Origin of the sequence: Streptococcus sp. oral taxon 431 (assembly GCF_023115445.1) — a bacterium.
Taxonomy (GTDB): Bacteria; Bacillota; Bacilli; order Lactobacillales; family Streptococcaceae; genus Streptococcus.
Genome location: NZ_JALDUI010000010.1, coordinates 1 through 12,252, shown reverse-complemented (window position 1 = coordinate 12,252; position 12,252 = coordinate 1). Strand labels below are relative to the sequence as shown.

Here is a 12,252-nt window from a genome sequence, read left to right as displayed (position 1 = left end):
GAGTTCACAGGTGGTGTCAATGGAACAGAAGCAGCTAGTCATGAACTTCCAGAATTTACTGGTGGAGTAAATGGCTCTGAAGCAGTTATTCGTGGAGAAGATCCAGAGTTTACTGGCGGTGTCAATGGAACAGAAGCAGCTATCCATGATGTTCCAGAGTTTACTGGTAATGTCAATGGAACAGAAGCGGCTAGTCATGAACTTCCAGAGTTTACTGGTGGTGTCAATGGAGCAGAAGTAGCTATCCATGATGTTCCAGAATTTACTGGTGGAGTAAATGGAACAGAAGCAGCTGTTCAAGCAGAAGCCCCAGAGTTCACAGGTGGTGTCAATGGAGCAGAGGCAACTGTACATGAGCTCCCAGAATACAAGGATGAGCAGTCACATGTAGCTCAGGCTATGTCACAAGAAAAGACTTATCAAGCACCTGCAAATCGTCAAGACATTCTCCCTGAAACAGGAGCAAAAGAAACTGCTACCCTTGCAAGCTTGGGAGCTGTAGGAGCACTTCTTGGCTTAGCTGCAATGGGAAAGAAAAAAGAAGACGAATAGAATCTGTCAAACTCAAGAAACACTTTTGAGAAAGTATAGATTTTGTGGGAAGTTATTGCAGAATAGTAGCATTGTTTAAAGAAACTGCTGTAATAACTGTCCAAACTTCAGAGATTGAAACCAATAACTAATCTCAATTATAAAAAGCGAGCAAAACGAGTTTTCTGAGAGTCAGAATTCAGTCTTGTTCGCTTTTTTATAGTTGATTGAAATAAGATATGAACAAAAGAGATTAGGAAAGTCAAATCAATTTCTAAAAATGTTTTAGAATCCGTACTGTACTATTCTAAGTTCAATCTGCTATATATCAAGAATTAGGTGTAGAATTTTATGTTCATAAGTCATCAGTTATAGGACTTGAGCAAACTAATACTCAATGAAAATCAAAGAACAAACTAGGAAGCTAGCTGCAGGTTGCTCAAAGCACAGCTTTGAGGTTGCAGATAAAGCTGACGTGGTTTGAAGAGATTTTCGAAGAGTATAAAAACCAGCGACTTTAATCGCTGGTTACTCATATGATTATTCACTTGATAGGGATGAAGGCTTATCTAGACCTTCTATTTCTACGATAGCCATTTAGTTTTTTATTTTCCCAATAACTGTTAAAGATTTTTTCTTTACTTTCACGATCAATTTCTAGGAAATAAGCATAGAGTAGATCGATTAAAATCAACATAGGAAGTTGGGCAGAAATGCGTTGGATATAGGAAGCCTGACTCTGACTTGCCACCAATACAGTTTCTGTGAAGGCCTGAGTTTCCTTGCTAGGCATACTCGTAAAGAGAACGGTTTTAGCCCCCATATCTTGAGCGTCAAGTAGACTATCAATGATGGACGGAGTTGTTCCTGATAGGGAGAAGCCAAACACTAAACATTTTTCATCGATGATACTGGTCGTCCAGGCGAATCCATCTGGATCTGTTAAAGCTTCACAAACGACACCTAGTCTCATGAAACGTAATTTCATCTCACGCGCAACGAGACCAGAACTTCCAGTACCGAAAAAATAGACGCGTTCTGCTTGATCAATCATTTGGGCGATGCGCTCTAGTTGATCATCATCAATCAATTCTTGAGTCATTTCTCGGATATTTGTATAGCTTCTCAAGACTCGTTGAGTCAAGGGGTTCATATCCTGCTGAGGGACTGAAAGGTTGTCAATTTGTTGTAGGTATTTGAAAATGAACTCTCGATAACCCGTAAAGCCACATTTTTTGGCAAAGCGAGTGAGAGCGGCCTGAGAAATATGAAGTTTTTGAGTGACCTGCTGAGAAGACAAGTCATCATGAATGGTATCTGCCTGCAAAAAATAGCGGGCAATCTCTTGCTCTAAATCGGTCATTTCTTCAAAGTGAAGATCAATAATCGTAGAGATGTCTTGCTTGTTCATGGGCCTCCCTTGTAGTTATTGGTTAAAATTTTTATCAATGAAATCTATAAAATAGCGCTTACTTTAATTATACCACAGTTGCTTTGTTTTTTGGATAAAAAGGAAAAGTCTTTTCTTTTTCTATAATTTTCTCTTTAAATTATGGTACAATGAAGAGTAAGATTTTGATTAGAAATGAGACTGCTTTGTATGAGAAAATTTAATAGCCATTCGATACCGACTCGGCTTAATTTATTGTTTGCAATCGTTATTTTGCTCTTCATGACCATTATTGGTCGCTTGCTCTATATGCAATTCGTAAATAAGGATTTCTATGAAGCCAAGTTAGCGTCTGCTAGCCAAACTAGGGTAACAACGGGTTCTGCTCGTGGAGAAATCTATGATGCGGCTGGAAAACCCTTGGTAGAAAATACCGTCAAACAAGTCGTGGCTTTCACACGAAGTAATAAGATGACGGCTACAGATTTAAAGGATATTTCTACTAAACTTTTAACGTATGTAACAGTTTCCTCTCCAAATTTGACAGAACGTCAGATGGCTGATTATTATCTAGCGGACCCAGCTGTCTATAAAAAAACGGTAGAGACTCTTCCAAAAGATAAGCGTTTTGACTCAGATGGTAATCAACTTTCTGAATCGGATCTTTATAACAATGCTGTTGAGAGTGTTACCTCTAGCCAAACTAATTATACAGAGGATGAAAAGAAGACTATTTATCTCTTTAGTCAGCTCAATGCAGTTGGAAATTTTGCAACAGGCAATATCCAAACAGATCCCTTAAGCGATACTCAGGTCGCTCAAATTGCTTCTGCCTCTAAAGAGTTACCTGGGATTAGCATCTCGACTTCGTGGGATCGCAAGGTTCTTGAAACCTCTCTGGCCTCTATCGTAGGAAGTGTTTCAAGTGAAAAATCAGGCCTTCCAGCTGAGGAAGTAGATGCCTATCTTAAAAAAGGTTATTCCCTCAATGACCGTGTTGGAACCTCTTACCTTGAGAAACAATATGAGGAAGTCCTACAAGGGAAACGTACTGTTAAAGAAATCCATCTCGATAAACATGGAGATATGGAGAGCGTAGAAAACATTGAGGAAGGTAGCAAGGGTAAAAACATTAAACTGACCATTGATTTGGCCTTCCAAGATAGTGTGGATAGCCTCTTGAAAAGCTATTTTAATTCTGAGCTTGCTAATGGAGGTGCCCAATATTCCGAAGGTGTCTATGCGGTTGCCCTCAATCCTAAGACAGGAGCTGTTCTAGCTATGTCAGGAGTCAAGCACAATCTTGAATCTGGTGAATTGAATCCAGATTCACTCGGAACTGTCACCAATGTCTTTGTTCCAGGATCTGTTGTTAAGGCGGCAACCATCAGTTCAGGTTGGGAAAATGGAGTCTTATCTGGCAACCAAACCTTGACAGATCAACCAATCGTCTTCCAAGGTTCTGCCCCTATCAATTCCTGGTATACCCCTTATTATGGTTCTTTCCCGATTACAGCAGTTGAGGCCTTGGAGTATTCATCCAATACTTACATGGTCCAAACTGCTCTTGGAATCATGGGGCAAACTTATCAGCCGAATATGACAGTAGGAACCAACAATCTTGAATCTGCCATGGGAAAACTTCGTTCAACCTTTGGTGAATATGGTTTGGGCGTGTCAACAGGGATCGATTTACCAGATGAGTCAACAGGCTTTATCCCTAAAGACTATGATTTGGCCAACTATCTAAATAATGCCTTCGGGCAGTTTGATAACTACACACCGATGCAGTTAGCTCAGTATGTAGCAACTATTGCCAATAATGGTGTCCGCTTAGCTCCTCATATCGTGGAAGGAGTCTACGACAACAATGAACAAGGTGGTTTGGGAGAACTCATTAAGCAAACGGACAGCACAGAAATGAATAAGATTAATATTTCTGAGTCTGACATGTCTATCTTGCAACAAGGGTTTTATCAAGTGTCTCACGGAACAAGTGCTCTCACGACAGGTCGTGCCTTTTCAAATGGGGCAGCAGTCTCCATCAGCGGGAAAACCGGTACAGCCGAAAGTTATGTTAACGGTGGCCAAAAATCCGACAATACCAACGCCGTAGCCTATGCGCCAACCGATAATCCGCAGATTGCAGTCGCAGTTGTTTTCCCGCATAATACGAATCTAACTAATGGTGTCGGACCTTCGATTGCTCGTGACATTATCAATCTATACAACCAACACCATCCAATGAACTAGAAAGGAAGCCATGCTTTACCCAACACCTATAGCTAAGCTGATTGACAGTTATTCTAAACTTCCAGGTATCGGGATTAAGACAGCAACCCGACTGGCCTTTTATACCATTGGGATGTCGGATGATGACGTCAATGAATTTGCAAAAAATCTTCTTGCAGCCAAGCGAGAATTGACCTATTGCTCTATTTGTGGACGCTTGACAGATGATGATCCTTGTTCTATCTGTACCGATCCTAGCCGTGACCAGTCTACGATTCTGGTTCTGGAGGATAGCCGAGATGTTGCTGCTATGGAAAACATCCAAGAATACCACGGGCTTTATCATGTTTTACACGGTTTGATTTCCCCTATGAATGGAATTAGCCCAGATGACATCAACCTCAAAAGTCTCATGACTCGCCTCATGGATAGCGAAGTTTCAGAGGTTATCGTGGCCACCAATGCAACAGCAGATGGTGAGGCGACCTCCATGTATATCTCTAGACTTCTTAAACCTGCAGGGATTAAGGTCACTCGTCTAGCACGAGGTCTGGCAGTAGGAGCTGATATCGAATATGCGGACGAAGTAACGCTCCTAAGAGCCATTGAAAATCGTACAGAGCTTTAGTCTAGGAGGTTAAATCGCTAAATAATTAGCTAGCAGGTATAAAATTTTAAGAACACAGAGACTGGACCATTTTTCTTCCAGTCTCTTTTCTTGTTTTATGCTATTCAAGTTTAAAAAAATAGACAAATGTGATATACTAAAAGGCGAGTATTCTAGTAGAAATAGGACAATCATATGAAACAAACAATTATTCTATTATATGGTGGACGCAGTGCAGAGCGTGAAGTGTCTGTCTTGTCAGCTGAGAGTGTCATGCGTGCGGTTAACTATGATCGTTTCACAGTAAAAACCTTCTTTATCAGCCAGTCTGGAGACTTTATCAAAACCCAAGAATTTACCCAAACTCCTGGGCAGGAAGACCGTCTCATGACCAATGAAACGATTGATTGGGACAAGAAAATTGCTCCAAGTGCTATCTACGAAGAAGGAGCAGTAGTCTTTCCAGTCCTTCATGGACCGATGGGAGAGGACGGCTCTGTCCAAGGTTTTCTAGAAGTCTTGAAAATGCCTTATGTTGGTTGCAACATCTTGTCTTCGAGTCTTGCTATGGATAAGATTACTACCAAGCGTGTCTTGGAGTCTGCTGGGATTGACCAAGTTCCTTACGTAGCGATTGTTGAAGGGGATGACTTGGCTTCTAAGATTGCAGAAGTTGAAGAAAAATTAACCTATCCAGTCTTTACTAAACCATCCAATATGGGATCTAGTGTCGGTATTTCTAAGTCTGAAAATAAAGAAGAACTCCATCAAGCTTTAGAGCTTGCCTTCAAGTACGATAGTCGTGTCTTGGTAGAGCAAGGAGTCAATGCACGTGAAATCGAAGTTGGTCTCTTAGGGAACTATGATGTTAAGAGCACGCTTCCTGGTGAAGTTGTCAAAGACGTAGCCTTTTACGACTACGATGCCAAGTATATCGATAACAAGATTACCATGGATATCCCAGCTAAGATTAGTGATGACGTGGTAGCTGTCATGCGTAAAAATGCAGAAACTGCCTTCCGTGCTATTGGTGGACTTGGCTTATCACGTTGCGATTTCTTCTATACAGATAAGGGAGAAGTTTTCCTAAACGAGCTAAATACGATGCCAGGCTTCACCCAATGGTCTATGTATCCTTTGCTTTGGGACAATATGGGGATTAGCTATCCAGAACTAATCGAGCGTTTGGTTGATCTTGCTAAGGAAAGTTTTGACAAGCGTGAAGCGCACCTATTGTAAAGACAGGCATAAGGGCGGGAAGAGACTTCTTGCCCCTTTTTAAAGGAGTAAATATGAAACTTACGATTCACGAAGTTGCGCGTCTTGTTGGTGCTAAAAATGACGTATCAGTCTATCCAGATAGTCCACTAGTCAAGGCAGAGTTTGATAGTCGTTTTATTGGAGCCGGTGATCTATTTGTGCCACTAAAGGGGGCGCGTGATGGACATGACTTTGTCGAGACAGCTTTTGAAAACGGCGCTGCTGTAACTCTATCAGAGAAGGAAGTCGAAGGGCATCCCTACATCTTAGTAGAGGATGTTTTAGCAGCCTTTCAAGCACTTGCGGCTTATTATCTTCAAAAGACAGGTGTAGATGTCCTTGCTGTTACAGGTTCAAATGGAAAGACCACTACCAAGGATATGTTAGCCCATTTACTTTCTACAAGCTACAAAACCTACAAAACACAAGGGAACTACAATAACGAGATTGGACTACCTTATACAGTTCTCCATATGCCAGATGATACTGAAAAGTTAGTCTTGGAAATGGGACAGGATCACTTGGGAGATATTCATCTTTTGTCTGAACTGGCTCATCCGAAAACAGCTATTGTGACTCTGGTCGGAGAGGCACATTTGGCCTTCTTCAAGGACCGTTCTGAGATTGCCAAAGGTAAATTACAGATTGCTGATGGAATGGAGAAAGGTAGCTTGCTCTTGGCGCCAGCTGATCCCATTGTAGAGGATTATCTACCTGCTGACCAAAAGGTAGTTCGTTTTGGTCCGGGTGCAGAACTCGAAATTACAGACTTAATTGAGCGCAAGGATAGCTTGAGTTTTAAGGCTAATTTCTTGGAGAAATCCCTTGATTTACCAGTAACAGGTAAGTACAATGCGACTAATGCTATGATTGCTTCTTATGTTGCCCTGCAAGAAGGAGTGACTGAGGAGCAGATTGCTCAAGCCTTCCAGGATCTAGAATTGACCCGCAATCGTACCGAGTGGAAAAAAGCTGCCAATGGTGCGGATATCTTATCAGATGTTTACAATGCCAATCCAACTGCTATGAAGTTGATTTTAGAAACTTTCTCTGCTATCCCAGCTAATGAAGGTGGCAAGAAAATTGCAGTTCTGGCGGACATGAAAGAACTTGGAGACCAGTCTGTTCAACTCCACAATCAAATGATTTTGAGCATTACACCCGATGCCCTTGATACCGTTATTTTCTACGGTGAAGACATTGCTGAATTGGCTCAATTAGCCAGTCAAATGTTCCCCATCGGCCATGTTTACTACTTCAAGAAAACAGCTGAAGAAGACCAGTTTGAAGCCATGGTCAAGCAGGTTAAGGAGAGTCTTGGAGCACATGACCAGATTTTGCTTAAAGGTTCGAATTCTATGAATCTAGCCAAGCTAGTAGAAAGTCTAGAAAATGAGCACAACTGATTTCGCCAAAGCTATTCAGAGAATGTTGGCCATCACTGATACTGGTTTGACCTATACAAAGGATCCTTATGACCGTGAACGTTATGAGGATTTACGTCAGATTTTATGGAGTGTCTTGCAGGATCAAACAGAGCTTGATCAAGAGGAATTGACTGCAATTTTAAAACCAACAGGTAGCTATGCAACTCCCTTGATGGATGTAAGGGCATGGATTGTTCAAAATCAGAAGGTTTGCCTGGTTAGAGGGCAAGGAGAGGATACTTGGGCATTACCTGGTGGTTTTGGCGAGGTAGGTTATTCGCCTAAGGAAAATATCCGAAAAGAAGTTCAGGAAGAAACAGGCTTTTCGGCAGAAGTAGGCTCTTTATTAGCGGTTTTTGATACCAACCGCTTTCAACTTCAGAACAAACAGTATGCCAAGTTCGTCTTTGACTGTCAGTTATTGGATGGACAATTTCAAGAAAATCAAGAAATTGCAGAACTTGAATTTTTTGATATCAAGAATCTCCCACCCCTATCTGAAAAACGAATAACCAAAGAACAAATGGAAATTCTATGGCAGGTCTATCAGGGTGAGCGGGAACAATATGTCGATTAGAAGCTTTGTTTTATATTAAGATCGACAGTTTCTTTTACACAAAAATATAAGAAATAAATGTAAGCTAGGCTCTATAAAAATCAGTAAGAGATTGGCTTATATGAAAATGAGGAAAGTTACATGAATTTTTGGGAAGCTTTATTTAGTACGCAGCCGACGGAGCCACCCCAGTTTGACCTTCTTTGGTATGGAAGTCTATTTACCTTATTAGCATTGACTGTGTTTCTTGCCTATCGTTATGGTGAGAAAAAGGCCTGTCAGCGATTTTTCCAGATTTTACAGGCGGTACAGCTAATCCTGCTCTACGGATGGTATTTAGTAAATCAGATGCCTCTAACTGAAAGTCTACCCCTTTATCATTGCCGTTTGGCTATGTTTGTAGTGCTTTTGACCCCGGGTGTCTCTAGAGTCAAACAGTATTTTGCTGTATTGGGAACCTTTGGAACTTTGGCAGCTTTTATTTATCCAGTGCCAGATCCCTATCCCTTCCCCCACATTGCCATCCTGTCCTTTATTTTCGGACACTTAGCTCTCTTTGGAAATTCCTTGATTTATCTTTTGAAGGACTACGATGCTAGCTTATTGGACTTCAAACGAACCCTAATCATCACATCTTCACTGAATGCTGTGATCTTTGTGGTCAATCTAATGACGGGTGGAGATTATGGCTTTTTGACAAAACCGCCATTGGTTGGAGACCACGGTCGTTTGATCAATTATCTAGTGGTTACGCTATTCCTGACTTGTGCCATTTATTTAGTCTCTAAAATTTTTCAGACAATCCTTCAGGAGCAGGAAGAAAAAAGATTGAGAATCTGGCAGAAATAAAAAAATATTTTCCCAATCTCTTGACTTTTATCTGAGAATTTTGATACAATAGTAGACGGTATTGTTTACCCCATTTGTAAGGCCCCGGAACCTTTCAAATAACTTGCGGACCGGAACATCCGCCCTGTAAACAAAAACGATATTCATATAGGAGAAATCATGAACAAAACTACATTCATGGCTAAACCAGGCCAAGTAGAACGCAAATGGTACGTTGTTGACGCAACTGATGTACCTCTTGGACGCCTTTCAGCAGTTGTTGCTAGCGTACTTCGCGGAAAAAACAAACCAACATTCACACCACACACTGATACAGGTGACTTCGTAATCGTTATCAATGCTGAAAAAGTTAAATTGACTGGTAAAAAAGCATCTGATAAGATCTACTACACTCACTCAAACCACCCAGGTGGATTGAAATCAATCTCTGCTGGTGAACTTCGTTCTAAAAATGCAGTACGTTTGATCGAGAAATCAGTTAAAGGTATGCTTCCACACAATACTCTTGGCCGCGCTCAAGGTATGAAATTGAAAGTATTCGTTGGAGCTGAGCACACTCACGCTGCACAACAACCAGAAGTTCTTGATATTTCAGGACTTATCTAAGGAAAGGAACAATAAAGTATGTCACAAGCACAATATGCAGGTACTGGACGTCGTAAAAACGCTGTTGCACGCGTTCGCCTTGTTCCAGGAACTGGTAAAATCACTGTTAACAAAAAAGATGTTGAAGAGTACATCCCACACGCTGACCTTCGTCTTGTCATCAACCAACCATTCGCAGTTACTTCAACTGTAGGTTCATACGACGTTTTCGTTAACGTTGTAGGTGGTGGATACGCTGGTCAATCAGGAGCTATCCGTCACGGTATCGCTCGTGCCCTTCTTCAAGTAGACCCAGACTTCCGCGATTCATTGAAACGCGCAGGACTTCTTACACGTGACTCACGTAAAGTTGAGCGTAAGAAACCAGGTCTTAAGAAAGCTCGTAAAGCATCACAATTCTCAAAACGTTAATCAATACGATTATATCAACGTTTCAAAGCACTCAAAAGTTTACCTTATGGGTGCTTTTTTCGTGTTTTTTTGAAAAGTTCACCTCAAAGTTTACCTTATTTTCACCTTATTGTTTTAGAGACTTTAAAGCAAATTCACCAACTGCCATAGGAACTACATTAGAAGTATTTACATAAATCTGTGTTGTTCCTGTGTCACTGTGTGTTAGAGCCTCAGAAATAGCTTCTAAGCTCATTCCTGCTTGTTTAGCAAGCGTTGCTCCTGTATGTCGCAGTTTATGAGGTGTAGCATGTGCCAGCTCTTTATGTCGCTTTCTGATGCTTTTCATTTTATTGTTTAGATAGTCAGCATGTAAAGGCTTGTTGATGTTTCCTCTTGTGTCGATATATGTAAAAACAAATTGTTCTGGGTTACTGATGATGCCAAACTTTGCTAGTTCATATTTTTGTTGTTCTTTCCAAGAGGTAAGAAGTTGAAGTAAGTCATTAGAAATAGAGAAAATAGTTTTCTTATTTCCCTTAGTAGATTTTACTTGTCCATATCTATCTAAAGCTTGAATTAGCTGAATCTGTTTTTTTGAAAGATCGATATGTTTCCATTGAAGAGCATAGGTTTCAGATTTTCTATCGCCTAAGAAAAAAGTGAGATAAAATAGGACATAATCTTTAAGGGTTATTTTATCATTCTCTAAATCTTCTTGAAATGCTGAGAACCATTCTTGGAGTTGTTCATGAGTTAGATATAAATCTTCCTCTCTCTTTGACTCTGCAAGTTGAATCTTTTTAGTGGCCTTTATTCTTCTTAATATTTTTGCAACTTTATTAGCTTCGATATACTCAAGTTCTTCTGCCCAATCAAAAATGGAAATCACATAGCTACGTAAGGATTTGAAGTTCGCATATTCATTAGCCTTAGATGTCATTAGATTTAGGATAACTTGCTTATTTTGATTTAGAAACTGTATCGTATAGTTTCCAAGAAGTGGTAGTATATGTTTTTCAAAACATGTTTTGGTATTAGCAACTGTTGACCTGCTTGGTGGCTTAGAAGTGGATGTAGTTTGTCCTGCTTTATAAGAGTCCCACCAGATATTGTTATAGAAGTCTGAGAAAAGAATATCTCCTTTTGCTAGTTCTGTAAACTCATTATCTTCTATTTGATTTAACTTGGTAAGCAAGTCTATCTCAGCTTGCCTTGCCTCCTTTCTCGTTTTGAATCTCTTATCGTAATAATTGCTATTAACAATACCAAGTGGCATTCGTGCATCTATTGGAATGTAGATTTTTAAACGATAAGTACCATTTTGTGTCTTAGTGATACTCATGATATTCTCCTTGTGTATCGAACCAGAAAATATCATGACTATTATAAAACAAAAATCTTGATATTTCTAGTTTTGTGAGTAAAGCCATGAATTAATGGCCTCTTTATTAAATCGTATAGTCTTGCCTATTTTTATTGTAGGCAGTCCTCGTTTGATCCAACTGTCTAGAGTATTGTTTGAGATACCCAAGTAGTGGCAAGCCTGCTGTTTGTTTAAAAATGGGCTTCCAAGGTTACTATGGTGCAGCTTCTTTTCAATTTCTTTTTCGATTAGTTCAGCGAGTAGGTGCTGAATTTGTTGAACTTGTTCGTCTGGTAGAATTACTTGCATAAGTTATTTCTCCCTATTGTGCTATAATTGAAGTATCAGTTGATTTTTAATCATCTGTATTTGCCTCATCAGTATTGCTCGCCAAAGTATCTTCTGATGAGGTTTTTTTGTTGTTTTGGGGATTATAACGTCTAGAATCTAAAAATTTTGTAAAAAAGTAGGTTCGTTCAATTATTAATCCCAGTAGTGAAATATCTTTATTTCTAGCGTAGTGAACTAAGTCTTCGAACTCGGTAAAATCGTTATCGGTGATTACATCGATAACAGTTTCTAGAAATAAATTTGAATTTTGCTCTATCAAGAACTTATCAAGTTCGAATCCGCAACCTGATTCAATATCTTCTATATTGTATAAAGTTTTTTCAGGGTTTTCTGCATGTATGAAATAATCGTACATACCTTTTGGTGACATGACAACTTCAACGTGGGAAGGTGTATTGAGTTTCTCAGTAAGAAGCTCTGATACTTGGGAATAACTTTTTAGCGATTCAAAAAATAAGACTCCGTGCTTGTGCGATTTTTTAAATTCCCCAGTTTCCCTGTTAATGTCCTTATCATGCCAAGGGCTAAGAACAAATGGAATGTGTAACTCTTCGAGAATTTCTAAATAATTTTCTGGGGCACTTTCCTTATAGAATAGGAATGCCCATTTTGAACTGCACCCCAAAAGTTAGACAGAAAAAATCTAACTTTTGGGGTATTTTTATTATGAAATTAACTTATGATGAT

13 protein-coding genes are annotated in these 12,252 nt (G+C 39.8%); 9 read left to right on the top strand and 4 right to left on the bottom strand.

Annotated features, from left to right (window positions below):
• Window positions 1–552, top strand: a 552-nt coding sequence (locus tag M1R56_RS06405) for an SIALI-17 repeat-containing surface protein (RefSeq protein WP_248035132.1), incomplete at its 5' end; no start/stop codon positions are given.
• A gap of 544 nt (window positions 553–1,096) precedes the next feature.
• Here M1R56_RS06405 and M1R56_RS06400 read toward each other — a convergent pair.
• Entirely contained in the window at window positions 1,097–1,942 is an 846-nt protein-coding gene (locus M1R56_RS06400) for a MurR/RpiR family transcriptional regulator (protein WP_248035130.1), read from the bottom strand.
• 174 nt (window positions 1,943–2,116) lie between these two features.
• Here M1R56_RS06400 and pbp2b point away from each other — a divergent pair, with 174 nt between their 5' ends.
• The 8 genes from pbp2b (at window position 2,117) to rpsI (ending at window position 9,869) form a co-directional block, all read left to right on the top strand.
• On the top strand, window positions 2,117–4,174 hold the full coding sequence (gene pbp2b, locus M1R56_RS06395; protein ID WP_248035128.1) for a penicillin-binding protein PBP2B: 2,058 nt from the start codon (window positions 2,117–2,119) through the stop codon (window positions 4,172–4,174).
• Between the two features lie 10 nt (window positions 4,175–4,184).
• Window positions 4,185–4,781, top strand: coding sequence for a recombination mediator RecR (gene recR / locus M1R56_RS06390; protein ID WP_000966747.1), 597 nt, complete (start codon window positions 4,185–4,187; stop codon window positions 4,779–4,781).
• Between the two features lie 174 nt (window positions 4,782–4,955).
• A complete protein-coding gene (locus tag M1R56_RS06385; RefSeq protein ID WP_248035126.1) occupies window positions 4,956–5,999 on the top strand; it encodes a D-alanine--D-alanine ligase in 1,044 nt (347 codons plus the stop codon).
• A gap of 53 nt (window positions 6,000–6,052) precedes the next feature.
• On the top strand, window positions 6,053–7,426 hold the full coding sequence (gene murF / locus M1R56_RS06380) for a UDP-N-acetylmuramoyl-tripeptide--D-alanyl-D-alanine ligase (protein ID WP_248035124.1): 1,374 nt from the start codon (window positions 6,053–6,055) through the stop codon (window positions 7,424–7,426).
• The gene (locus tag M1R56_RS06375; protein ID WP_248035122.1) at window positions 7,413–8,024 is read left to right on the top strand and encodes an NUDIX hydrolase; all 612 of its coding nucleotides are present in this window, start codon (window positions 7,413–7,415) and stop codon (window positions 8,022–8,024) included. The genes murF and M1R56_RS06375 overlap by 14 nt, the downstream gene beginning before the upstream one ends.
• Window positions 8,025–8,144: 120 nt before the next feature.
• Window positions 8,145–8,852 (top strand): TIGR02206 family membrane protein, encoded by a 708-nt coding sequence (locus tag M1R56_RS06370; RefSeq protein WP_248035120.1) that lies wholly within the window; start codon window positions 8,145–8,147, stop codon window positions 8,850–8,852.
• A 159-nt stretch (window positions 8,853–9,011) separates the two neighbouring features.
• The gene (gene rplM / locus M1R56_RS06365; RefSeq protein WP_001044622.1) at window positions 9,012–9,458 is read left to right on the top strand and encodes a 50S ribosomal protein L13; all 447 of its coding nucleotides are present in this window, start codon (window positions 9,012–9,014) and stop codon (window positions 9,456–9,458) included.
• An 18-nt stretch (window positions 9,459–9,476) separates the two neighbouring features.
• Complete coding sequence (rpsI, locus tag M1R56_RS06360) at window positions 9,477–9,869, top strand: 30S ribosomal protein S9 (RefSeq protein ID WP_000075973.1); 393 nt, start codon at window positions 9,477–9,479, stop codon at window positions 9,867–9,869.
• Window positions 9,870–9,975: 106 nt separating this feature from the next.
• Here rpsI and M1R56_RS06355 read toward each other — a convergent pair whose 3' ends face one another.
• The 3 genes from M1R56_RS06355 to M1R56_RS06345 form a co-directional block, all read right to left on the bottom strand.
• Window positions 9,976–11,193, bottom strand: a complete 1,218-nt coding sequence (locus tag M1R56_RS06355) for a site-specific integrase (protein ID WP_248035118.1) — start codon at window positions 11,191–11,193, stop codon at window positions 9,976–9,978.
• A 66-nt stretch (window positions 11,194–11,259) separates the two neighbouring features.
• The gene (locus M1R56_RS06350; protein WP_248035116.1) at window positions 11,260–11,523 is read right to left on the bottom strand and encodes a helix-turn-helix domain-containing protein; all 264 of its coding nucleotides are present in this window, start codon (window positions 11,521–11,523) and stop codon (window positions 11,260–11,262) included.
• Between the two features lie 46 nt (window positions 11,524–11,569).
• Window positions 11,570–12,190 carry a replication protein gene (locus tag M1R56_RS06345; protein WP_248035115.1) on the bottom strand — a complete coding sequence of 207 codons (621 nt, stop codon included), beginning with the start codon at window positions 12,188–12,190 and terminating at the stop codon, window positions 11,570–11,572.
• Window positions 12,191–12,252: the final 62 nt, after the last annotated feature.

Bases quoted from the DNA above. Each gene is read 5' to 3' on its own strand.
- M1R56_RS06400 (WP_248035130.1), bottom strand. From the start codon at position 1,942: ATGAACAAGCAAGACATCTCTACGATTATTGATCTTCACTTTGAAGAA.
- pbp2b (WP_248035128.1), top strand. From the start codon at position 2,117: ATGAGACTGCTTTGTATGAGAAAATTTAATAGCCATTCGATACCGACT.
- recR (WP_000966747.1), top strand. From the start codon at position 4,185: ATGCTTTACCCAACACCTATAGCTAAGCTGATTGACAGTTATTCTAAA.
- M1R56_RS06385 (WP_248035126.1), top strand. From the start codon at position 4,956: ATGAAACAAACAATTATTCTATTATATGGTGGACGCAGTGCAGAGCGT.
- murF (WP_248035124.1), top strand. From the start codon at position 6,053: ATGAAACTTACGATTCACGAAGTTGCGCGTCTTGTTGGTGCTAAAAAT.
- M1R56_RS06375 (WP_248035122.1), top strand. From the start codon at position 7,413: ATGAGCACAACTGATTTCGCCAAAGCTATTCAGAGAATGTTGGCCATC.
- M1R56_RS06370 (WP_248035120.1), top strand. From the start codon at position 8,145: ATGAATTTTTGGGAAGCTTTATTTAGTACGCAGCCGACGGAGCCACCC.
- rplM (WP_001044622.1), top strand. From the start codon at position 9,012: ATGAACAAAACTACATTCATGGCTAAACCAGGCCAAGTAGAACGCAAA.
- rpsI (WP_000075973.1), top strand. From the start codon at position 9,477: ATGTCACAAGCACAATATGCAGGTACTGGACGTCGTAAAAACGCTGTT.
- M1R56_RS06355 (WP_248035118.1), bottom strand. From the start codon at position 11,193: ATGAGTATCACTAAGACACAAAATGGTACTTATCGTTTAAAAATCTAC.
- M1R56_RS06350 (WP_248035116.1), bottom strand. From the start codon at position 11,523: ATGCAAGTAATTCTACCAGACGAACAAGTTCAACAAATTCAGCACCTA.